This is a genomic window from Actinoplanes sp. NPDC051405 (assembly GCF_055586185.1).
On the sequence record NZ_JBVJIR010000022.1, the window covers coordinates 40,951 to 61,823 of the forward strand.

General features: G+C 73.1%; 24 protein-coding genes. 11 read left to right on the forward strand and 13 right to left on the reverse strand.

Features of this window, described 5'->3' with window-relative positions; all coding sequences use genetic code 11:
• Positions 1 to 32: 32 nt before the first annotated feature.
• Positions 33 to 446 carry a rhodanese-like domain-containing protein gene (locus ACZ6S4_RS37050; RefSeq protein ID WP_465479382.1) on the reverse strand — a complete coding sequence of 138 codons (414 nt, stop codon included), beginning with the start codon at positions 444 to 446 and terminating at the stop codon, positions 33 to 35.
• 142 nt (positions 447 to 588) lie between these two features.
• Here ACZ6S4_RS37050 and ACZ6S4_RS37055 point away from each other — a divergent pair, with 142 nt between their 5' ends.
• From ACZ6S4_RS37055 to ACZ6S4_RS37065, 3 genes are read left to right on the forward strand one after another with little or no spacing between them, the layout of a single operon-like run.
• On the forward strand, positions 589 to 984 hold the full coding sequence (locus ACZ6S4_RS37055; RefSeq protein ID WP_465479383.1) for an ArsR/SmtB family transcription factor: 396 nt from the start codon (positions 589 to 591) through the stop codon (positions 982 to 984).
• A complete protein-coding gene (locus ACZ6S4_RS37060; RefSeq protein ID WP_465479384.1) occupies positions 917 to 1,399 on the forward strand; it encodes an SRPBCC family protein in 483 nt (160 codons plus the stop codon). The genes ACZ6S4_RS37055 and ACZ6S4_RS37060 overlap by 68 nt, the downstream gene beginning before the upstream one ends.
• Positions 1,386 to 1,970 (forward strand): TIGR03086 family metal-binding protein, encoded by a 585-nt coding sequence (locus ACZ6S4_RS37065; RefSeq protein WP_465479385.1) that lies wholly within the window; start codon positions 1,386 to 1,388, stop codon positions 1,968 to 1,970. The genes ACZ6S4_RS37060 and ACZ6S4_RS37065 overlap by 14 nt, the downstream gene beginning before the upstream one ends.
• Here ACZ6S4_RS37065 and ACZ6S4_RS37070 read toward each other — a convergent pair.
• Positions 1,967 to 2,896, reverse strand: a complete 930-nt coding sequence (locus ACZ6S4_RS37070) for a diacylglycerol/lipid kinase family protein (RefSeq protein WP_465479386.1) — start codon at positions 2,894 to 2,896, stop codon at positions 1,967 to 1,969. The genes ACZ6S4_RS37065 and ACZ6S4_RS37070 overlap by 4 nt on opposite strands.
• Before the next feature lie 61 nt (positions 2,897 to 2,957).
• Positions 2,958 to 4,559 carry an alkaline phosphatase D family protein gene (locus ACZ6S4_RS37075; protein ID WP_465479387.1) on the reverse strand — a complete coding sequence of 534 codons (1,602 nt, stop codon included), beginning with the start codon at positions 4,557 to 4,559 and terminating at the stop codon, positions 2,958 to 2,960.
• Positions 4,560 to 4,765: 206 nt separating this feature from the next.
• Between ACZ6S4_RS37075 and ACZ6S4_RS37080 the strand changes: the two genes are divergently transcribed.
• Entirely contained in the window at positions 4,766 to 4,969 is a 204-nt protein-coding gene (locus ACZ6S4_RS37080) for a hypothetical protein (protein WP_465479388.1), read from the forward strand.
• A gap of 126 nt (positions 4,970 to 5,095) precedes the next feature.
• Here ACZ6S4_RS37080 and ACZ6S4_RS37085 read toward each other — a convergent pair whose 3' ends face one another.
• Entirely contained in the window at positions 5,096 to 5,782 is a 687-nt protein-coding gene (locus tag ACZ6S4_RS37085) for an alpha/beta fold hydrolase (RefSeq protein ID WP_465479389.1), read from the reverse strand.
• 62 nt (positions 5,783 to 5,844) lie between these two features.
• On the opposite strand from ACZ6S4_RS37085, the gene ACZ6S4_RS37090 reads away from it, so the two are divergent.
• Entirely contained in the window at positions 5,845 to 6,507 is a 663-nt protein-coding gene (locus ACZ6S4_RS37090) for a winged helix-turn-helix transcriptional regulator (protein ID WP_465479390.1), read from the forward strand.
• 243 nt (positions 6,508 to 6,750) lie between these two features.
• Here the strand turns inward: ACZ6S4_RS37090 and ACZ6S4_RS37095 are convergent, their stop codons facing one another.
• Positions 6,751 to 6,876, reverse strand: a complete 126-nt coding sequence (locus tag ACZ6S4_RS37095; protein ID WP_360553525.1) for a hypothetical protein — start codon at positions 6,874 to 6,876, stop codon at positions 6,751 to 6,753.
• Positions 6,877 to 7,114: 238 nt separating this feature from the next.
• Here ACZ6S4_RS37095 and ACZ6S4_RS37100 point away from each other — a divergent pair, with 238 nt between their 5' ends.
• Genes ACZ6S4_RS37100 through ACZ6S4_RS37110 form a run of 3 tightly spaced genes read left to right on the forward strand, consistent with a single transcriptional unit; the run spans position 7,115 to position 9,527 of the window.
• A complete protein-coding gene (locus ACZ6S4_RS37100; RefSeq protein ID WP_465479391.1) occupies positions 7,115 to 7,633 on the forward strand; it encodes a SigE family RNA polymerase sigma factor in 519 nt (172 codons plus the stop codon).
• Positions 7,630 to 8,454: a hypothetical protein gene (locus ACZ6S4_RS37105; protein WP_465479392.1), complete on the forward strand. Its 825-nt coding sequence runs from the start codon at positions 7,630 to 7,632 to the stop codon at positions 8,452 to 8,454. Before ACZ6S4_RS37100 ends, ACZ6S4_RS37105 begins: the two co-directional genes overlap by 4 nt.
• Complete coding sequence (locus ACZ6S4_RS37110) at positions 8,451 to 9,527, forward strand: amidoligase family protein (RefSeq protein ID WP_465479393.1); 1,077 nt, start codon at positions 8,451 to 8,453, stop codon at positions 9,525 to 9,527. The genes ACZ6S4_RS37105 and ACZ6S4_RS37110 overlap by 4 nt, the downstream gene beginning before the upstream one ends.
• A gap of 7 nt (positions 9,528 to 9,534) precedes the next feature.
• Here ACZ6S4_RS37110 and ACZ6S4_RS37115 read toward each other — a convergent pair whose 3' ends face one another.
• On the reverse strand, positions 9,535 to 10,572 hold the full coding sequence (locus tag ACZ6S4_RS37115) for a Gfo/Idh/MocA family protein (protein WP_465479394.1): 1,038 nt from the start codon (positions 10,570 to 10,572) through the stop codon (positions 9,535 to 9,537).
• Positions 10,573 to 10,618: 46 nt separating this feature from the next.
• Between ACZ6S4_RS37115 and ACZ6S4_RS37120 the strand changes: the two genes are divergently transcribed.
• Entirely contained in the window at positions 10,619 to 11,386 is a 768-nt protein-coding gene (locus ACZ6S4_RS37120; protein ID WP_465479395.1) for an esterase/lipase family protein, read from the forward strand.
• Here the strand turns inward: ACZ6S4_RS37120 and ACZ6S4_RS37125 are convergent.
• From ACZ6S4_RS37125 to ACZ6S4_RS37145, 5 genes are read right to left on the reverse strand one after another with little or no spacing between them, the layout of a single operon-like run.
• Positions 11,383 to 12,216: an ABC transporter permease gene (locus ACZ6S4_RS37125; RefSeq protein WP_465479396.1), complete on the reverse strand. Its 834-nt coding sequence runs from the start codon at positions 12,214 to 12,216 to the stop codon at positions 11,383 to 11,385. The two genes, ACZ6S4_RS37120 and ACZ6S4_RS37125, sit on opposite strands and share 4 nt — an antisense overlap.
• Positions 12,213 to 13,127 carry an ABC transporter ATP-binding protein gene (locus tag ACZ6S4_RS37130; protein WP_465479397.1) on the reverse strand — a complete coding sequence of 305 codons (915 nt, stop codon included), beginning with the start codon at positions 13,125 to 13,127 and terminating at the stop codon, positions 12,213 to 12,215. The genes ACZ6S4_RS37125 and ACZ6S4_RS37130 overlap by 4 nt, the downstream gene beginning before the upstream one ends.
• Positions 13,124 to 14,254: a serine/threonine-protein kinase gene (locus tag ACZ6S4_RS37135; RefSeq protein WP_465479398.1), complete on the reverse strand. Its 1,131-nt coding sequence runs from the start codon at positions 14,252 to 14,254 to the stop codon at positions 13,124 to 13,126. Before ACZ6S4_RS37135 ends, ACZ6S4_RS37130 begins: the two co-directional genes overlap by 4 nt.
• A complete protein-coding gene (locus ACZ6S4_RS37140) occupies positions 14,254 to 15,348 on the reverse strand; it encodes a Gfo/Idh/MocA family protein (protein WP_465479399.1) in 1,095 nt (364 codons plus the stop codon). The genes ACZ6S4_RS37135 and ACZ6S4_RS37140 overlap by 1 nt, the downstream gene beginning before the upstream one ends.
• Positions 15,333 to 16,034, reverse strand: a complete 702-nt coding sequence (locus ACZ6S4_RS37145) for a ThuA domain-containing protein (protein WP_465479400.1) — start codon at positions 16,032 to 16,034, stop codon at positions 15,333 to 15,335. The genes ACZ6S4_RS37140 and ACZ6S4_RS37145 overlap by 16 nt, the downstream gene beginning before the upstream one ends.
• 204 nt (positions 16,035 to 16,238) lie before the next feature.
• On the opposite strand from ACZ6S4_RS37145, the gene ACZ6S4_RS37150 reads away from it, so the two are divergent.
• Together ACZ6S4_RS37150 and ACZ6S4_RS37155 are read left to right on the forward strand one after the other, a co-directional pair.
• Complete coding sequence (locus ACZ6S4_RS37150) at positions 16,239 to 17,624, forward strand: AI-2E family transporter (RefSeq protein WP_465479401.1); 1,386 nt, start codon at positions 16,239 to 16,241, stop codon at positions 17,622 to 17,624.
• Between the two features lie 109 nt (positions 17,625 to 17,733).
• Positions 17,734 to 18,417 carry a DivIVA domain-containing protein gene (locus ACZ6S4_RS37155; RefSeq protein ID WP_465479402.1) on the forward strand — a complete coding sequence of 228 codons (684 nt, stop codon included), beginning with the start codon at positions 17,734 to 17,736 and terminating at the stop codon, positions 18,415 to 18,417.
• Here ACZ6S4_RS37155 and ACZ6S4_RS37160 read toward each other — a convergent pair.
• Entirely contained in the window at positions 18,414 to 19,259 is an 846-nt protein-coding gene (locus ACZ6S4_RS37160; RefSeq protein WP_465479403.1) for an aldo/keto reductase, read from the reverse strand. The genes ACZ6S4_RS37155 and ACZ6S4_RS37160 overlap by 4 nt on opposite strands.
• A complete protein-coding gene (locus tag ACZ6S4_RS37165) occupies positions 19,256 to 20,653 on the reverse strand; it encodes a PepSY-associated TM helix domain-containing protein (RefSeq protein ID WP_465479404.1) in 1,398 nt (465 codons plus the stop codon). The genes ACZ6S4_RS37160 and ACZ6S4_RS37165 overlap by 4 nt, the downstream gene beginning before the upstream one ends.
• Between the last annotated feature and the right edge of the window lie 220 nt (positions 20,654 to 20,873).

Here is a 20,873-nt window from a genome sequence, read left to right on the forward strand (position 1 = left end):
CCGTCGCGTCGAGCGGCGGGACGAGGCGCCGCTCAGAGACGGACGTCGGCGGGGCCGTCGGTCATCGGCAGACCGGCGGCCAGCCACGCCTCCACCCCGCCGATCAGATCCGTGGCCCGGCGCAGGCCCACCGCCTGCAGACCGGCCGCGGCCAGGCTGGAGCTGTAACCCTGCCGGCAGACCACGACGACGTGCCGGTCGTACCCGGTCGCCTCGGGGATCCGGTCGGGTGACGCCGGGTCCAGGCGCCATTCCAGCACCGTACGGTCGATCACCAGCGCACCGGGCAGCTCGCCCTGCACCCGGCGCTGGCTCTCGGTGCGGGTGTCGATGAGCAGCGCGCCGGCGGCGACCGCCGCGAGGGTCTGTTGCGGGTCCAGCCGGCGCAGGCCGGCCCGGGCCCGGGTCAGCAGGGCGTCCACTCCCCGCGTCTCGATGATCGTCATCCTTCGATCATTCCCGCGACCGCGGTACGGCGCACGACGGGCAGGACTTTCAACTGTTCGGTTGACTGGCGGGCCGGCGCGGTCTACGGTCCTTTCAACCGATGAGTTGAAACTTGGGCGACGACACAGAAAGCCAGGGGCCGTGACCACAGACACGCTGACCCGGGTGTTCGCCGCCCTCGCCGATCCGACCCGCCGCGACATGGTGGCCCGGCTCGCCGAGGGTGACGCGACCGTGAGCCAGCTGGCCGTGCCGTACCGGATGACGCTGCAGGCGGTCTACAAGCACCTGCGCGTGCTCGAGGACGCCGGGCTGGTCAGCCGGCCGCGCGGGCCGCAGCCGCGGCCGGTGCGGCTCGAGGCCGCGGTCTTCGACCTGATGGACGCCTGGATCGAGCGCTACCGGACCCGCGCCGAGCAGCGTTACCGCCGCCTCGACGCCGTGCTGACGGCGATGAAAGGAGACGACCATGACCACGATCTCGGAGACATCGATCGAGGCCGACCCGAAGGTGCCGGTGATCCGGCTGAGTCGTGACTTCGAAGCCACACCTGAACAACTCTTCCGCGCGCACACCGACCCCGTGCTGTTCGCCCGGTGGGTGGGCCCCGACGGCATGACCACCCGGATCGAGCACTGGGACGCCACCAGCGGCGGCAGCTGGCGCTACGTCTCGGTGCGCGACGGCACGGAGTACGCCTTTCACGGCTGCTTCCATGAGGTTCGGGTGGACCGCATCGTGCAGACCTTCACCTACGACGGCGAGCCGGACGGGGTGTCGCTGGGGACGATGTGGTTCGAGGATCTGGGCGGCGGCCGCACGCGGCTGCGCACCCAGTCGCTGGTCGACAGCTTCGAGGCCCGCGACGCGTGGCTGCGCAGCGGCATGGAGGTCGGGCTCAATCAGGGTTACGCGAAGCTGGAAAGGATGATCCACGATGGCGCTGTCTGAGATCCCCGCCGAGCGGCACCGGCAGATCGCCGGGCTCTTCACCGACCGCGTCCGCGGCACCCGGTCCTGGGACGTGCCGGCCCCGGTGGAAGGCTGGACCGCCCGCGACGTCGTGCGGCACCTGACCGACTGGTTCCCCGGCTTCCTCGCCGCCGGCGCCGGCATCGACCTGCCCCGCGGCCCGTCGGTGGACGACGACCCGGTCCGCGCGTGGCAGGTGCACTGCGACGGCGTGCAGGCGGTGCTCGACGATCCGGCGACGGCGCACCGGGAGCTCAGCAACCCGCACCTCGGCAAGCTGCCGCTGGCCAACGCGATCGACCAGTTCTACACCTCGGACGTGTTCATGCACACCTGGGATCTGTCCCGGGCCACCGGTCAGGACGACCGGCTGGACCCGGCCTTCTGCGCCGGCCTGCTCGCCGGGATGGAGCAGATGGAAGAGGTCCTGCGCTCGTCCGGCCAGTACGGCGCCCGGGTCGAGGTGCCCGACGACGCGGACGTCCAGACCCGGCTGGTGGGCTTCATCGGCCGCGACCCGTCGTGGCGGAGCGGGGTGACCCAGCCCTAGAGGTCACGCGTGTCGGCCGGGGCCATCAACCGCAACGCGTTGGGGTCCAGGCCGATCCGCAGCGGGGTCCGGCCGGACGGCTCGCCGTCGACCTCGACGCGGGCCGGGCGGTCGGTCTCCACCCACAGTTCGCCGACCGCCAGGAACGGCTCCTCGTCGAGCGTGCGCCGGTGACCGGTCGCCGCGTTGCGCGCCGTCTCCCGCAGCAGGCCCCACCGCCCGCGGCCACCGACCGGATACGCCACCAGCAGCCGGTCGTCGGCGTGCGCGTCCGCCGTGATCGGCCGCCCGGCGTGGAAACCGCCGTTGGCCACGTAGAGCTGGTGCGTCACGAACGTGTGCTCACGCCCGCCGGCGCGCACGACGATCCGCAATGGACGGTGCCGGGCCAGCAACCCCAGAGCCGTGATCGGGTACGCCGTCCGGCCGATCACCCGCTTCAGCAGCCGGGGCGCCGACAGCATCAGGTCGGCCGACAGTCCCACGCCGACGTGGTTGGTGAACGCGGTCGCCCCGGCCAGCCCCAGGTCGACGTCGATGACCTTGCCGTCGGTCAGCGTCGCCACGGCCTCGTCGAGGGACAGCGGCACACCGACCGTGCGGGCGAAGTTGTTGGTGGTGCCCAGCGGCAGCAGACCCAGGGCGATGTCACGGTGGGCGAGCAGCCGGGCCGCCGTACTGATGGTGCCGTCGCCGCCGCCGGCGACGAGCAGATCCGGGCCGCGATCGATGACCGCGGCGAGCGTCGCCTCCAGCTCCCGGGGCCGGTCCACCGGGTACGCGTCCAGCAGCGTGAAGCCGGCCGCCAGCAGCCGGGTCCGGGCGGCGTCGTACAACCGCATGCCCTGCCGGGAGTGCGCGTTGACGACGAGCGCCGCCCGCCGGTCCCGCTTGACTGCTTCGGTGAGCTCCTGCTTGGTCCGCATCGGCTCAGTTTCCCGTACGGGTCCACAGCGATGTTGTCTGGGTTTTCCGCCGCGGGTGAGCTCAGGAGGGGTGCACCGCCGAGGTCCCCGCTTCCACCGAGTACGACGCGCTGGTGCTCACCGGCGTACGCCGTACCTCGATGGTCTCGACCGTGCGCACGTCGGTGCGCCAGGCGCGCCGCCCGACCTGGCACCGCAGATAGCCGCGCCGGGAACCGTCGAAGTACCGCACGTGCGGGTTCAGGGTGGGATTGACCGCCTTGAGCGGGGCGTCATACGCCGCAGGGAATTCTGAGCTGATTGAGGTCGCCGTGAACTCGGCGGCGACCGGCGGCTGCTCGGGGCGGTCGAAGTCCGTGCGCAGCTCGCTGAACCAGGTGGAGTGGATGTCGCCGGCCAGCACGACGGGATTGGCGATCCGGGCCTGCGCGAGATGCCGCAGCAGCCGCTCGCGCTGCGGCGCGTAACCATCCCACTGGTCCAGGTTGGCCACCAGCGGCGGCACCGGCCCGCCCGGGTTGGGGAACCTGATCCGGCTCATCATCACCTGCTGCGCGATGACGTTCCACCGGGCCGGCGAGTGGTCGAGCCCCGAACGCAGCCAGCGTTCCTGCGCCTCGCCGGTGAGCGTGCCGGTGGTGTTGGCCGTGCCGGCCGCCGCGAGGCCGAAGTCGCCGGGGAAGGCCCCCGGCTGGTCGGTGCGGTACTGCCGGGTGTCGAGGACGTTGAACCGGGCCAGCCGGCCGAAGTCGAAACGACGGAAGATCCGCAGATCGGCGCTGCCCGGGCGCAGGTTCGCCCGGATCGGCATGTGCTCGTAGTACGCCTGGTAGGCGGCGGCACGCTGGCGGGCGAACGCGGCCGGGTTCTGCCGGGACGCTCCGGTGTCGTCGATCTCGTCGAGCAGGCCGGCATAGTTGTTCTCGGTCTCGTGGTCGTCCCAGGTGACGATCCAGGGAAACGCGGCGTGCGCCGCCTGCAGGGCCGGGTCGCTCTTGTACTGCGCGTGCCGGTCGCGGTAGTCCGCCAGGGTGACCAGCTGGTTCAGGCCCGGCGTCCGGGTGGCGGAGTGCCGGCGGTCGGCGAACCGGCTGCTCGCGTCGTACTCGTAGATGTAGTCGCCGAGGTGCACGACGACGTCGAGGTCCTCGTTCGCGAGACCCCAGTACGCCGGCCAGTACCCGTTCTGGAAATCCTGGCAGTTGACGACGCCGAAGCGCAGGCTCGCCACGTCGTGCCGTGGGTGCGGGGCTGTCCTGGTGCGGCCGACGGGGCTCAGCGCGTCCAGGGCCCGGAATCGGTAGAAGTATTCATGGCCGGGCTCCAGACCTCGCGCGTCGACGTGCACCGAGTGCGCCAGCTCGGGCCGGGCGACCGTACGCCCGCTGCGCACCACCCGCCGGAAGCGCTCGTCCCGGGCGACCTGCCAGCCGACCTCGACGGGCCGGCGCGCCCACCCGGCGGCGGCCGAACCACTGTCGCCGGTCATCAGCCGGGTCCACAGGATGACGCCGCCGGGTAGCGGATCACCGCTGGCCACCCCGAGGGAGAACAACCCGGTGGCGGAGGCGGCGTGCGCGGAGGCGCGGGCGGGATCGGCCGGCAGCGCGGCGGCGCCCGCGGTGACGGCGATGCCGGTGAGAACCTGACGGCGGGTGAGCATGGGACCCCCTGCACTCCGGCCCTGGCACGGTCGCCGGGCCCCTGCCGGTGACGCTAGGGACCATGGGCGACGCTGAGTCCACGCGCGAGTGGCCGGCCGGTGATGACCTGACGGATGCGACAGGTGCGCGGGTGGGCCCGGGTAAAGGATAGGTGAACTTCATCAGGTTCGGGTATGCCTGAGCACGGCCGGGGAAGCCCGCCGGCATGACGAACCCGCATGACGATCTCAGCAGCGTGGCCGACCCCGGCTCGATGGATCCGGACGCGATGACGGAGCCGGACAACGGCAACCCCGGCGACCTCAGCTACGACGAGGTGCACCGGGCGGACGACGGCGGCCCGGGCGTTCCCGGCGCGGCCGCGGACAGCCCGGCCGCACAGGGCGCCCCGGTGGGACCGCCCGACTGACCCAGCACCCAGCACCCGGCACCGGTCGCGGGGACGGCCACGCTCACCGGGTGAGCCCGACCGGCCAGGCGGGCCGAACGAGCCCGGCGAGCTAGGCGAGCCCGGCGGCGAGGCGAGCTCGGCGAGCTAGGCGAGCCGGACGAGCTCGGCGGCCAGCTCCTCCGGGCGGCTGAGCGCCACCAGGTGCCCACCCGGCATGGTCTCCGGCGTGATCCCCAGCCGTTCCTGAGCAACGCGGATCTGGAAGTCGACCGGGAACAGCCGGTCCTCCCGGCCGCTGAGCACCCGGGTCGGCACGTCCGGCCATGCGTCGAGCGGCCACGGCTCACCGAACGGCGTGCCCGACTGCCCCGGCTCGGCCGCCATGCCCTCCTCGGTGACCTCCGCCGGCACGTCGTGGAAGAACATCACGCGGGGGTCGAACGGCGCGTCCGGGTCGCGGCCCTCGCGCACGTCGAGCTCGCGGCGGGCCTGCTCCTGGCCGGTCGCCGCCCACCAGTCGCCGCCGGTCTCGCCGGGCGCCGGGATCATCGCGTTGACCAGGACGATCTCCTCGACATCGAGGCGGTCGCAGGCGAGCGGAGCGCTGAGGCCGCCCATCGACTGAGCCACCAGCACCACGCGCCGATCACCCTCGGCGGCGGCGACGATGGCGTCCGCGTACTCCCGCAGGCCGGCTTTGTCGTCGGCGGCCGGCAGGTCGACCGCGATCGCCTCGTGGCCGCGGCGGCGGAGCTCGGGCACGAGGCGGTGCCAGTACCAGGCGCTCCCGCCGGCTCCGGGGACCAGGACGTACGAACGGGTCGTCGGCATGGGCACTCCGCTTCGTGGTTCTCTTTCTGTACCGGTCAGTGCGGTAACGATACTATGAACGCGTGGCCCGGACATATGACGACCCCTGCGGAGTTGCCCGCGCGCTCGACCTCGTCGGCGACAGGTGGGCCCTGCTGGTGGTCCGGGAGCTGCTACTGGGTCCGAAACGGTTCAGCGAGCTGCGCCGCGGCCTGCCCGGCGCCGGGCAGAGCATGCTCACCCACCGCCTGGCCGAGCTGGAGCGGTCCGGCGTGCTGCGCCGCCGGCAGCTGGGCCCACCGGCCAGTGCCCAGGTGTACGAGCTGACCGAACGCGGCCTCGACCTCGAACCGGTCCTGCAGGCGCTCGGGCGCTGGGGCAGCCGCACACCGCCGACCTCCACCGCGGCGCTCAGCGTGGACGCGCTGGCCCTGGCGATGCGGACGACCTTTGACGCGAATGCGGCCGGCACGTGGGCCGCCCGGTGCGAACTGCGGCTCGACGGCGACATCCTGGTGGCGGAGGTCAACGACAGCCGGTTCACGCTCACCCGAGGTGCGGCTCAGGTGCCGGACGCAGTAGTGGACACGAGCGCGACGGTATTCCGGGAGCTGATCTTCGGTGCGGGGACCCTGGCCGCCGCTGAGGTCGCGGGGCTGGTCACCGTACGCGGAGACCGGGAGGCTGCCGACCGCCTGCTGACGCTTTTCCCCCGGCCCCGGATCGAGGCCGCGCCGACGCCCTGAGCGGACCCACGCTGAGCGACCCAGCACCGAGCGGGCCCGGACCGAGCGCCCCCCGGCGGAGCGCGCCAGGCCGAGCGGGCCCGGACCGAGCGCCCCCCGGCGGAGCGCGCCAGGCCGAGCGGGCCCGGCTGAGCGGGCCCGGCTGAGCGGGCCCGGCTGAGCGGGCCCGGCTGAGCGGGCCCGGCTGAGCGGGCCTAGAACAAAGCGGATGCAAACAAAGCGGACCCAGACCGAGCGGGCGGCTCAGGCGCCGCGGATGAGCCGGTAGGACCGGTGCAGGTGCACGGCCCACACCGCGACGAGTTCACGAGCGGTGTCGAGGCGGCCCTGCGGCTTGTCGGTGATGCTCCACCGGCTGATGACGACCATGCGCCAAGTCTGGACGCCCCCGGGCGGCACACCGGGAGCCGCCGGGCAGCAGGACGGTTGCAGGCGCGATTCCCGCGGATCGGCGCCGGGGGTGCGGGGCACCTCTAGAGTCGGCGGCGCGGTGCACCGCCATCACCGTGCGTGACCAATTCATCGCCGGCGCGGGGAGCCCAGGATCATGGGAAAAAGTTCGGATCATGAGTGCACAACCGACCACCCGGCACCCGTCCTAGAGGGTGTGACCTTCGAGCAGTTCGCGGTGGCCCGGCTTCCCAGTCTGCTGCGGTACGCGGTCGTCCTCACCGGCGACCGTGACCTGGCGCAGGACGTCGTCCAGGAGGTGCTGGCCAGAGCGCAGGTCCGGTGGCGTCGGATCAACGTGGCCGACTCCCCCGAGGCCTACGTCCGCCGCATGGTGCTCAACGAGTATCTGTCGTGGCGGCGCAGCTGGGCGGCGCGCAACGTGCACGCCGTGGGGGAACGGCTGGTCGACATAGACGACGCGAGGGGCGGGGTACGCGACCACGCCCACGACGTCGTCGAGGCCGACGAGCTGTGGAACCGCCTGGCGACGCTCGGGCGCAAGCAACGGGCGGTGCTCGTGCTGCGCTACTACGAGCAGCTCGACGACGATGCCATCGCCGACCTGATCGGCTGTTCGCCGGCGACGGTGCGCAGCCACGCTTCGAGGGCGCTCAAGACACTCCGGCTCTCGTCGGAGAAACAGCACAGGATCCACGCCGAGGAGAAGTCGTGACCGAGCACGGAGACCAGCTCCGCAACGCCTTTGAGACCCATGAACATCTGGCACCCGACGCGGCCGCGGTCTACAGCCGGGTGCAGGAGCTCTCCCGCTCGTACCAGCGCCGCCGCTGGGGTGTGCAGGCCGCCGGTGGCGCCGTGCTGGGCGTCAGCCTGATCGCCGGGGCGATCAGCCTGCCCGGGCTGCTGCCGGGCCAGCACAAGCAGGAGTCCGTCAACGCCGGCGCCGCCACGATGCCGAACATGGCGCCGTCGGCCGCGCCCTCCACCCCATCGGCCGAGGCCGAGCTGCAGAAGCAGTACGACGCCTTCTTCGCCGCGGGCTACGACTACGAGGACGCGGTCAAGCTCGCCGCGATCTGGCGGTCCCGCGACGAGATCGGCACGATCAAGGCCGAGGCCGGGCGCCGGCTGCTGGCCGGCGAGAAGCTGCCGATCACGGCCACGCCGGACGACCCCGCGCCGGACGAGGAGATCAACCCGAAGGAACAGAAGCAGCTGGACGCGTACTTCGCCGCCGGTTACAACTACGACGACGCGGTCAAGCTGGCCAAGCTGTGGAAGCTCGCCGACCCGTACGCGGCCAAGGTCGAGGGCGGCAAGCGGCTGCTGGCCGACAAGAAGCTGCCGGTCAAGCCCAGCGCCGTCGCCGAGGCCAAGGAGGCGGCCCGGGTGAACAAGTTCTTCGCCGCCGGGTACGACTACGACGACGCGGTCAAGCTGGCCAAGCTGTGGAAGCTCGCCGACCCGTACGCGGCCAAGGTCGAAGGTGGCAAGCGGCTGCTGGCCGGCGACACCCTGCCCGTCAAGCCGTGACCGCCACGCTGCACCGGCGTACGGGATTCGAGATCGAGCTGATGGCCCCGCCAGGCCACAGCCGGCGGACTCTCGCGCGGGACCTGGCCGACCGCTGCGGCGGCCGGGTCCACCCGGTGTGGCATCACGACAGCGAACCGTCCCTGGTCCCGGGCCTGGGCCGGTTCCTGCACCTGACGCAGGGCTTCGAGGTACGCCGGGCCGACGGCTCACCGCTGTGCACGCTGGTGGACGACGTCACCCTGATGGCGGGCCTCGACCCGCGCACCCCCGCGCCGCCGGGCTGGTTCCGCATCCTCAGCGACGACCCCCGCCTGCTGAGCCTGCTGGCGGCGCACAGCGACCCGGGCGGCACGCTGGGGGCCGCTCTGGACGCGACCGCCCAGCTCTGGGGCAGCAAGGTCCACCGGTACGGCGACGTGTACCGGCTGGACGACGTCTCCGGCGCCACCATCGCCCTGGCCGCGCCGCACGGCGGTGAGCGGGAACGCCCGTGCGAGATCGTCACGCCGCCGCTGAGCGCCGACCACGGCGCCGCGCTCGAAGAGCTCCTCGGTCCGGCCCGTGAGCTGGGTTTCACCGTCCCCGACGAGGCCGCCGTGCACCTGCACGTGGACGGCGCGCCGTTCCGGGAGCCGCACGCCCTGGCCAACGTGGTCCGGCTGTTCGCCCACTGGCGCGAGCCGCTGCGGCTGCTGCTCCAGACCAACCCGGCCTGCCGGCGGCTCGCCCCGCTGCCGGAGCCCTTGGTCGAGGCGGTCGCCGGTCTGCCCTCCTACGACGACCTGCGCAAGGCCGCGACCGACGGCAAGCTCACCAAGTTCTTCGACGTCAACCTGACCCAGCTGCTCACCGACACCCCGGTCCGGGACACGATCGAGATCCGGATCCTGCCCGGCGCCCTGACCGCCGGCGACGTCATGAACCGCGCCGCCCTGGTGGAGCTGCTGCTGGACCGGTGTGTGGAACCGGAGCCGGTGCCCGCTCCCCCGGCCGACCCGGGCGCGGCGGTCGAGGAGCTGCTGCACCTGGCGGCGCGCGTGTTCGCCGATCGGGAGGACGCGCCGCACTGACCGCGGATCAGCCGGCGTCCCAGGGCGGCGTGCTGGTCGTGACGGTACGACCGGTCTCGGCCGCTTCCTCGATCGCCAGTCCGGTCAGGTGGTCCTGAGCGCCCTCGGCCAGTGGATACGGCTCCGGCCCGTCCCCGCGCACCCACGCGGCGGTCGCCTCGAGCAGCGCGGCAGTGGCGATCTCGTCGTCGTTGAACCGCAGTCCGGCGTACGGGTTGCGGAAGAGCACCTCATCACCCAGCGAGAGGTGCCCGGTGTCCGGATCGTCCGCGCCGCGGCCCCGCACCAGCGGCGTCCGCACGATCGTGCGCGGCCCGGCGAGCCGGACGACCTCGTCGTCGCGCAGCTCACCGTGGCTGCCCCGCACCAGCAGGCGCCGGAAGCGCAGCTGGTTGCGGGTCTGGTTGTCGGTGAAGTCGTACAGGCCGCGGCGGCCGGCCCCGAAGTCCAGCGTGGCGATGGTGGTGGTGGCTGTGCGCGGCTCGGTGGCGCCGGTCCAGCCCGCCCGGTTCAGCGGATCGAGCAGCGGGGCCCGGTGTCGGGTCGCGCGGACGGTGACAGGCTCGTGGCCGGCGCCGAGCAGCCGCCGCATCAGCGACACCGCGTGGTAGAGCTGCGTCGACGAGACGTGCACCTGGCTCGGCACGCCGATCAGGCCACGGTCCACGACCGCCGCCCGCGCCGCGTGGGTGGGCATGAGCAGATACTGCTCGGCCACCTGCACCAGCCCCGACTCGCCGACGGCGGCCCACAGCTCCCGCAGACCCGCGGCGTCGGAGGCGGGCGGCGTTTCCGAGAGCACCGGAACCCCGCGCCGCACGGCGGCGACGATGACATCCGGATTGACCGTGCGGGGCAGGGCGGTCACCAGGAAATCGGGCCGCGCCCCGGCCAGACACTCACCCACCGACCCGTACGCCGGGACCGGCAGCCGGCGCGGCGTGCGGACCACCGCGCCCACACAGGACAGACCGTCGAGCCGGGCGGCGATCCGCCAGTACGCCGCGGCCCGGAAACCCGCCCCGACGACCGCGAACGACGTCACCGGCCGATCCTAGTACGGTGACCCGGCCGGCGAGTCATGATGAAGAGTGTCTCCTCGCCGCCGCCTGATGCTCGGTGCCGCCCTCGCCGTCCTGCTGGCGGTGCTGGTGACGGTGGGCGTACGCCTGATCAACCGCGAGGATCCGGTCGCCCGCCCGGATCAGGCCAGGCCCGGGCCGGTCCTGCTGGTCCCCGGGTACGGCGGCAGCCGGACCGGCCTGTCGCAGCTGGCGGCCCGGCTGCGCGCCGAGGGCCGCACCGCGACGGTGCTGACTCTGCCCGGCGAGGGCACCGGCGACCTGCTCGTCCAGGCCGGCACGGTCGACGCGGCCGTGCGCGCCGCCTTGGACGAAGGGGCGCCCTCGGTCGACGTGGTCGGTTACTCCGCTGGTGGCGTGGCCGTCAAACTGTGGGTGGACCGGCACCGCAGCGCCGACTCGGCCCGGCGGATCGTCACCCTCGGCTCGCCCCTGCACGGCACCCGGATCGCCGGCGCGGGCTCCGCGCTGGCCCCCGGCTCCTGCCCGGCGGCGTGCCGCCAGCTCGCTCCCGGCAGTGCACTGCTCGATGACGTCGACGAGGAGCCGGTGCCCGACGGGCTGCCTTGGCTGTCGCTCTGGACGAACGACGACGAGACCGTGCAACCACCCGACTCGGCCCGCCTGGACGGCGCCACGAACCTGGCGGTGCAGACGCTGTGCCCGGACGCGCGCATCTCGCACAGCGCGCTACCCACCGACCCGATCGTCACCGCCCTGGTGCTGGAAGCCCTCGGCCCATCCCCCTGGTCAGCGCCCGCAACCTGCCCCGCCTAGTTGGTCACGTCGCGGGTCATGAAGTTCGCCCACGCGGCCCCGAGCAGCACCACCAGGTAGACCAGCTGCAAGGCGGCGCCGCGTTCGATGTCGCGCCAGAGGACCGGTTCGCGGAAGAAGTCGATCCAGGCCAGCCAGTAGCGGGTCGGCAGGTACGGCCGGACCGCAGCTGCCGCGTCCAGGGTCACCAGAACCTGGCTCACGACCAGCATCGCCAGCGCCCCCATCGCCGCGCCCAGCGCCGAGTCGGTGACCGTCGACAGGAACAGGGCGATCGCCGCCACGCCCAGCATGGACACCGTGATGTAGGCGACCGTGGCGAGCAGCCGCCAGGCCAGCCCGGCCGGGGTGATCGTGACGCCGGACAGGGAAGTGACGTCGGCCGGCAGCGTCACCCCGGTGCTGTCCGGCTCGGCACCGAACAGCGCCAAGCCGGTGAGGTAGGAGGTGACCAGCACGGTCGCGATGGCGAAGAGCACGAACACCACCAGCGAAACCAGCTTGGCCACCAGCAGCCGGGTCCGGCCCACCGGGCGGATCAGCAGATAACGCAGCGTGCCCGCGGATGCCTCGCCGGCCACCGCGTCCCCAGCCAGCACGGCGACGGAGACCGGCAGCAGCACCGGCAGGACCAGGGCCATCGCCGCGGCCGGATACAGCGCGCCGTTGCTCAGCACCGCCGACAGGAAGGCACCGCCCTGCCCCGGTGGCGGCGGGATCCGGGTGGTGGCCAGGAACACCGCGACGATGAACGGCAGTGCGCACAGCAGCGCCGCGATCACGTACGTGCGCGGGCGGCGGAACAGCTTGGCCAGTTCGACCCGGATCATGCCGTGCCCCCTTCGACGCGGTCCGAGCTCGTGGTGGTGGCCTCCAGCACGACCTGTTCCAGCGAACGTCGCTCGCCCGCCAGCTCCACGATCCGGACGCCCGCGGTGACCAGCTCGGCGTTGAGGTCGCCGGGCGCCTGGTGGCGTACCGTCAGCCGGTCTCCGTCGCGGGCCTCGACCCGGCCGTCGAGCAACGCGATCACCCGGTCCGCGTCCGGGGTGTGCAGCACCACCCGGCCGGTGGGCGCGCGCAGCGCGGCCAGATCGTCCTGCAGGACCAGACGGCCGCTGTCCATGACGCCCACCCGGCTGCAGAACGCCTCGATCTCGGTCAGCAGGTGGCTGGAGAGCAGCACCGTCGTGCCCTCGTCGTTGAGCTCGGTCAGCAGGTCGCGGATCTCCCGGATGCCCCGCGGGTCCAGCCCGTTGGTGGGCTCGTCCAGGATCAGCAGCCGGGGCGTGCGCAGCAGTGCCGCGGCCAGGCCCAGCCGCTGCCGCATGCCCAGCGAGTACGCCCGGACGGGCCGCCGGTCGATGCCGGCCAGCCCGACCCGTTCGAGGGCCTGGTCGACCCGCCGCCGCCGGTCGCGGCGCCCGCCGCCCGGCCCGGCCGCGTCGAAGAGGTTCAGGTTGGTGCGCCCGGGCAGGTGCGGGTACATGCCCGGGCCCTCGACCAGCGCGCCGACCTGCGGCAGCACCTCCCGCACCCGTCTGGGGACGGGCAGGCCCAGCACCTCTATCTCGCCGCGGGTGGCGAAGACCAGCCCCAGCAGCATCCGGATCAGGGTGGTCTTGCCGGAGCCGTTCGGCCCGAGCAGGCCGTAGCGGTCGCCCTCGCGGACCTCCAGATCGACCCCGCGTACGGCTGTGGTGTGGCCGTAGCGTTTGGTCAGGTCCCTGGTGATGATCATGCGGTCCCTCCGGCGAGATCGGCGGCCACCCGTTCCAGCAGCGGCGCGTCCACGAAGCCGGTGACCAGATACGTCCGCTCCGCCCGCACCGCCAGGACGTTGAGCAGGCCGGCCGTGATCAGCACGGCTTCCCCGCCGGGCACGGTCAGCCGGCGTCCCCACCGTGCCGCGTTGCGGAACACGTCGTCACCGAGCCGGCCGGGCAGGCCCAGCGCCACGAACCGGGCCAGGCCGGTGCCGTAGACGCCGACGACCGGCACCCCGGCGACGCTGTCCTGGCGGGGAAAGCCGGCGAGGCTGTCCGGCGGGGTCAGCGAGTCCCAGCGGTCCAGGGCGGCCAGCACGTCGGCCGCGGAGGTGGTGGCCGACCCGATGCCCGGCCCGGGAGCCGGCGGGACGAGCACCGCGGCGGCCGGGGCGGTCAGCGAGACCTCCAGAAAGCGGGTGACGAAGACCGGCCGCCGGGCGCCCCGGGCGGTGATCTCCGCCTGCAGGGGCAGCCCGCTGGCCGGGTCGGCCCACACGTCGATGTGCGCGACGGTGGTGCCGGGGGCGACCGGGACGATCCGCAGCCCGGCCGCGACCACCCCGGCGATCCGCTTGCCGGGCAGCTGCTCCAGGCGATCACCCGCGGCCAGGCTCAGCAGCCGGCGGACCAGCTCCGGCGGCGTCAGGTCGGCCGCCCGGGGCAGGCGCAGCGGCTGCTCGCCGACGATCCGGGTGAGCTGACTGTCGCCGTAATCCCACAGATACTGCTCGCCCGGGAGCTGGTAGAGACCCTGCTCGGTGCCGGGCCCGAGGACGTCCACCCGCCACCGGTCCGGGGCGCCGCGCCAGACGCGCATCTCGGTGGTCCCGCTGACCAGGGCGGTCACCTGCTCCAGGTTGGGCAGCGCGGGCAGGCCCAGGGCGCCCGCGCTCTGCGCGTACCCCTGATAGACCTGCGTGGCCGAGGCCGCGATCCGGTCCCGCAACGCGGCGGGCGCGACCCCGGTCGCCGGCACCGGCCGGTGGGCCAGCAGCACCGGTACGGCGGTGAGCACCACCACAACCGCAAGCACGACGCTCCACCGGCGCCGGGCCTGTCCCGCCACCACCGTCCGACCGGCGCCCGTCAGCTGCCTCATCAGCCGAGGTCGAGCACACCGGGGATACGGTCCGGACGCCGGCAGGTCGTGTGCACCGGCACGCACGAGCCGCCGCGCGCGCTCGCCTGGATCGCCTCCATCACGTCCAGCACGTGCAGCGCGACGTCGGCGGCGGCGCGGTGCGGCCGGTCCTCGACCAGCGCCTCGGCGAGGTCCAGCAGCCCCACCCCGCGACCCGCGCCGGCGTAACCGGCCGCCGGAGGCAGCACCCGCCAGCTCTCGCCGCCCGCGGTGAACAGGCGGACGTCGCCGTCGAAGTAGTTGGGATCCGGCACCGACAGGGAGCCCCGCGAGCCGTACAGCTCGATCCGCGGCAGGTGGGCGGCCCAGATGTCGAAGCTCATCATCAGCGTGGTCAGGGCGCCGCTCTCGTGCTCCAGGACGCCGGTGACGTGGGTGTCGACGTCGACCGGGAAGGCCGTACCGGCGCGCGGGCCGTCGCCGATGGTGCGCTCGTGGCGCGGCCGCGACGACATGCCGACCACCCGGCGGACGGGGCCGAGCAGTTGCACCAGCGAGGTCAGGTAGTAGGGGCCCATGTCCAGCAGCGGCCCGCCGCCCTGCTGGTAGTAGAACTCGGGGTCGGGGTGCCACCGCTCGTGGCCGGGACCGGTCATGAAGGCGGTCGCCGCGTGCGGCACGCCGATCTCGCCCGCGTCGACGGCGGCCCGGGCGGTCTGCACGCCCGTACCCAGCACTGTGTCGGGGGCGCAGGCGACACGCACCCCGGCGGCGTCGGCCGCCTCGAGCACGGCGACCGCGTCGGCACCGGTCGCGGCCAGCGGCTTCTCGCCGTAGACGTGCTTGCCGGCGGCGATCGCGGCCAGGGCCACGGCGGCGTGCTGGTTCGGTGTGGTCAGGTTGAGCACCACATCGACGTCGGCGGCGGCGTACAGCTCGGGCAGGTCCACCACCCGGGCTCCCGGATGCTGACCGGCCAGCAGCTGCGCCCGGCCCGGGTCCAGGTCGGCCACCGCGGTGACCGTCACCTGCGACAGCCGGGAGAGGGTGGCGCTGTACTGGCCGCTGATCTTGCCGGCGCCGACGATGCCGGCTCTCAACGACTCGCCCACAGCAGTCCTCTCTCCACGATGGTCCGCACGTTCGGATCCTCCAGGACCTCGACGGTGCGCCCCGGCGTTGCGACGAACACCCGGCCCCGTCCCCACTGCCTGGTCCACACCGCCGGGCAGGTCACCGGCCGCTGCCACGGCGCCCACGGCCGGACAGCGGTGGTGGTGGTCGCCAGGACGTCGATGTAGTCGTCGGTCAGCACCCAGTACTGCTCCGTGTCGAGGTCGAAGTCGGCCATGCCCTCGGTGACGGGGTGGGTCGCGGCGGCCGGCGTCATGGCGATCCGGTGCCGGACGTAGTTGTCGGACTGGTCGCCGGTGCGCTCACCGGAGGCCTCCCGGGCGGCGTGCGCGGCGAACTGACCGCCGATGAGCTGCAGGTAGTCGGCGCTGGCCCGGTACGCGTCGGCGATCCCGCCGTGCCAGCCGGCCAGGCCGGTGCCGGCCTCCACCGCGGACACCAGGCCGGCGACCTCCTCGCCGGAGATCGTCGCCATGGTCATGCACTGCAGCACCAGGTCGGTGGCCGCCATCAGCGCGGCGTCGGCGTACGGGGCCGGCGAGTCCGCCACCTCCACGGCGAAGCCCCGCTCGCGCAGGTACGGAATGAACAGGTCGGTGGCCTTGACCGGCTCGTGCCCGGCCCATCCACCCCGGACGACGAGTGCGCGCCGCTGAGATGTCATCTGTCCCCTCTCGTACCTCGATCCACAGCCAGCGTAACCACCGCTGGGGACCCCGCCCGGGACCGCGGAATGCCCGCCCCGGGGACGGTCATTCCCGGTGCGGACGAAACCCCTGCGCCGTACGCGTGAATCGGCCCGGATGCGGGCAGTTAGAGGCTGCCCGGCCGGTTCGGCCGGAGTGCTCAGCACCATCTGGAGGATCCGATGACAGGTACGCCCAGCGCGGGGAGAGGTACCTGGGCCCAGACCCTGCGGACCCGGGCACGCGAACGGCTCGCGGCCGCCGCGGCCCGTAACGCTCCTCCGCCGTTCGTGCCGGGTGACCTCCAGGATCCCGCCACGCCGGTGCTGGTCGTGCAGGAGCAGCGCCCGGGCACCGACGACGTCCTGCCCCGCAGCGTCCGTACGGCCGGGGCCTGGGCCCTGCGGTTCATCCTGTTCGTCGCGGCCGCGTACCTCTTCCTGCGGGTCATCGGGCTGCTGCGGGTGGTGATCATCCCCGTGGTGGTCGCGCTGCTGCTGGCCGCGCTGTTCCAGCCGGCCGCCGCCGCCCTGGCCCGCCGCGGGATGAAGCGTTCGCTGGCCGCCGGCCTGGTCCTCGTCGCCGCGCTGCTGCTGGTCTTCGGCGGGCTCAGCCTCATCGTGCGGACCTTCATCTCCCAGATCGACAACCTGTCGTCGCAGGTCAGCGACGGCATCAACGAGGTGCAGGACTGGCTGTCGCGCGGCCCGCTGCACCTGACCAACGCCGAGGTCAGCCAGTACGTCGACCGCGTCCAGCAGGCGGTCACCCAGAACCAGGGCGCGCTGACCTCGGGCGCGCTGAGCACCGCCACCACCCTGGGCGAGGTCGTCACCGGCTTCTTCCTGGTGCTGTTCACGCTGTTCTTCTTCCTGCGCGACGGCGGCCAGATCTGGTCCTTCCTGTGCCGGCTGCTGCCCCGCGAGGCCCGCGTGCCGACCGCCCGGGCCGGGCACTACTCCTGGCACACGCTGGTGTCGTACGTGCACGCCACGGTACTGGTGGCCTTCGTGGACGCGGTCGGCATCGGCATCGGCCTGTTCGTGCTGCGGGTGCCGCTGGCGCTGCCGCTGGCCGCCCTGGTCTTCCTCGGTGCCTTCATCCCGGTGGTCGGCGCGACCATCACCGGCGTGGTCGCGATCCTGGTCGCCCTGGTCGCCAACGGCCCGGTCACCGCCCTCATCGTGCTGGCGGTGGTCATCGCCGTCCAGCAGCTCGAGGGCCACGTGCTGCAGCCGCTGATCATGGGCCGGGCGGTCGCCCTGCACCCGCTCGCGGTGATCCTGGCCATCGCCACCGGCATCGTCGTCGCCGGCATCGTCGGCGGCCTGATCGCCGTCCCGCTGCTGGCCGTGCTGAACACCGCCATCCGCTACCTGGTCCGGCACCCCAGCGGCGACCCCACCCCGGACCGCAAGCCGCCGGGCACCGAATCCACCGACGACGGCACCGCCGAGGCGGAGGACCGGGCCGAGGACGCCGAACGCCGGACGGACCCGGCCGAGCCCCCGCCGGTGGACACCTCGGTCAACCACGAGGAGCCGGCGCCGGCCGCCCGGACCCTCTGAGTGGCACGCCGTCGCGGCCTGGGTGATCACACCCACGTCGCGGGCCGTGACATCGTGCGTAGGATCGATGCGCAGAACCTGAACCGACATGATCCCGCCAAGGAGCACGATGCCGTTAACTCCCGCTGACATCCACAACATGGCCTTCAAGAAGCCGCCGATCGGCAAGCGCGGCTACGACGAGGAGGAGGTCGACGCCTTCCTGGACGAGGTCGAGCAGGAGCTGATCCGTCTGCTGGAGGAGAACGGCGCCCTGCACGGTCAGGTCCAGCGCGGCCCGGGTGGTCCCGGCCCGGCGGCCTCGACCATGGTGCTCAGCTCGGAGTTCTCCGACATCACGGCCCAGCTGGAGCGCATGCAGGAGGCCCGGGCCCGGGCCGAGCAGAACGCCCGCAGCGTGCAGGCCCAGCTCGAGCAGGCCCGCAATCAGGCCCCGGCCGCCCCGTCGCACTCCCCGGACGGTGAGGACCGCAACGCCCGGGTCCTGATGATGGCCCAGCGCACGGCCGACGACCACATGCGCGACGCCCGTCAGGAGTCGGAGACGCTGCTGGCCAACGCGCGCAACAAGTCGGAGCAGATCACCAGCGAGGCCCAGCTCAAGGCCGGCACGATCGAGGGTGACGCACGTCGCAATCACAGCGAGGCGATGAACAGCCTGGGCACCAAGCGCGCCGCCCTGCTGGACGAGATCGAGCGGCTGGGCCAGCTCGCGCAGAGCTACCAGGCGGCGCTGGACAGCCACATCAGCCAGCAGCTCCAGGAGCTGAACAGCTCCCCGGGAGCGAGCTAGCCCGTTCCACCGGCCGGTCGCCGGGTGTCGAGGCGCCGCAGGTGCTCGCTGGTCAGCTCCAGCTCGGCCGCGGCGACGTTCTCGGCCAGGTGGGCGAGTGAGGCCGTGCCCGGGATCGGCAGCACGACCGGCGCGCGGGCCAGCAGCCAGGCCAGGGAGACCTGCGCCGCGGTAGCGCCCAGCTCGGCCGCGACGGCGGTGATCCCGGTGGTCACCGCCGACACCGCCGGATGCACGGGCCGCCAGGGCAGGAAGGCGATGCCGGCCGCGGCGCACGCCTCCAGCACCGGCTCGTGCTCCCGGTCCAGCAGGTTGTAGCGGTTCTGCACGCTGACCACGTCGACGATCCGCCGGGCTTCCGTGAGCTGGCCGACCGTGACCTCGGAGAGCCCGATGTGGCCGATCTTGCCCGCGACCTGCATCTGCCGCAATGCCCCGAGCTGGTCGGCCAGCGGCACGTCGGGGTCCACCCGGTGCAGCTGGAGCAGCTCCAGCCGGGGCACGCGGAGCCGGCGCAGGGCCTGCTCGACCTGATCGCGCAACAGCTCCGGGCGCCCGCAGACGGCCGCCTCGCGCGGCGGATCCGGCGGGGCGACCCCGACCTTCGTGGCGATGAGCAGGTCTTCCGGGTACGGGTACAGCGCCTCGGCGAGCAACTCCTCGTTGGCGCCCCAGCCGTAGAGGTGCGCGGTGTCGATCAGGTTCACGCCCAGCTCGACGGCCCGGCGAGCCACCGCGACGGCGTTGCGCCGGGCCGCCGCGGGTGCCGTGGGCAGGTGCATGGCCCCGAAGCCCAGACGCCGGACCACCCGGTCACCGACGCGGAAAGTGCTCACCGTCATGTGCGCGCTGCCACCCTTCTCGCCCGCAGGCCACCGGCGATCGCGTCCACCAGCAGAAAACCCGCCAGGGGTACGCCGAACAGCGGCAACGCCCAGCCTAGGGCGAACACCACCGGCACACCGACCACGACCGCCCACGCCGGGAGCCCCAGCCAGGCACCCCGGGCCGGCGGCGCACCCACCGCGGCCCGGCGCCCGGCCCGGGTCGGCCGCCGCTGCCACCACATCCGGTAACCCCAGACGATCACGCAGATCAGCCCCAGGGCCAGCGCGGCCAGCAGCACCTGGTTGAGCACGCCGAACAGCTTTCCCATGTGGGCCTGCACGCCGAGCTTGCTGAGCTGGGAGAGCACCGGCCAGTCGGCGAAGTCGCTGCGGGCCACCACCGCCGATGTCTGCGGATCCACGGCGACCCGGTCCAGCCCGACAGGCCAGGTGTTGTCGATGCCCGCCACCGTCCAGGCCGCGTCGGCCTCCTCCGGCACGGTCAGCTCGACCGGCCCGGTCATCCCGTGCTGCCGCGCCGCACTCCACACGGTGTCGGCGGCGGCAGGGTCGACAACCGCAGCCTGTTCTGCCCCGCCACCGTGGTGCCCGCCGGCCGGCCCGGCGGCGACGGCCGTGGCCAGCTCCGGCTGGTGGGCGTCGAAGGTGTCGAGGACCGCGGTGAAGTTGCCGCCGGCGTACCGCGACCAGGTCAGCCCGGTGGCGGACAGGATCAGCAGGCCCACCGCCAGCCACAGACCGGTCGCCGCGTGCCAGCTCCGGGTACGCCGCACGCCCTTCTTCGCGGACAGCTCGGGCACGAGCAGCCGGCGACCGCGCGACCGCCGCCACCACAGGACGACACCACCGAGCACGATCACCCAGAGCCAGCTGGCGGCCAGCTCGGAGTAGAACCGGCCGGCCGCCCCGAGGTGCAGGTTGCGGTGCAGGTCGTCGAGCCAGGTGGTGACGGGGGTGGAGCCGTACCAGGTGGTGAGCGTGCCCTGCACGCGGCCGGTCCCCGGGTCGACGTGGACGGTGTGCTGCTTTTCGCCGAGCTCGGGCAGGGAGAACACGACCCGGGTGGTGGCATCGCCCGTGCCGGGCTGGACGGCCGACAGTGTGCCGGCGGGATGCGCGGCGCGGGCGGCCGCGATCTGGTCCGCGAGCGGTAGCGCCGGACCGTCCCCGGCGGACGCGGCGGTCAGCTGGTCGCGGTAGAGACTCGCGTCGAGCTGCGGGGTGATCGTGTAGAGCAGTCCGGTCACCGCCGCCACGAGCAAGAAAGGTGCGACCAGGACGCCGGCGTAGAAGTGCAGGCGCAGCAGCAGCGCTCCGAACGCGGACTGGCGCCGTACCGTGGTGTCGCGGGTGCCGGCACCCGGCGCGCCCTCTTCCGTGATGGTCATCAGCGGTCCTCGGAGATCGGCGGAACGGCTGCGGGGATCGTCATCGGCTGTCCTCGGGGGGTCGGCGGCGGGGGTGGTCGCCGGGACGTTCGGCGTCCGGCAGACAGGTCGGCTGGCGCGGCCCATCAGTTCCCGCCACGCGGCGCCCATTTCCCGCCCGCGCCGGGAAAAGCGGGCAAAGTGCGGTTGTAAGGTCGGCGGACGGGCATAGGCCCGCATT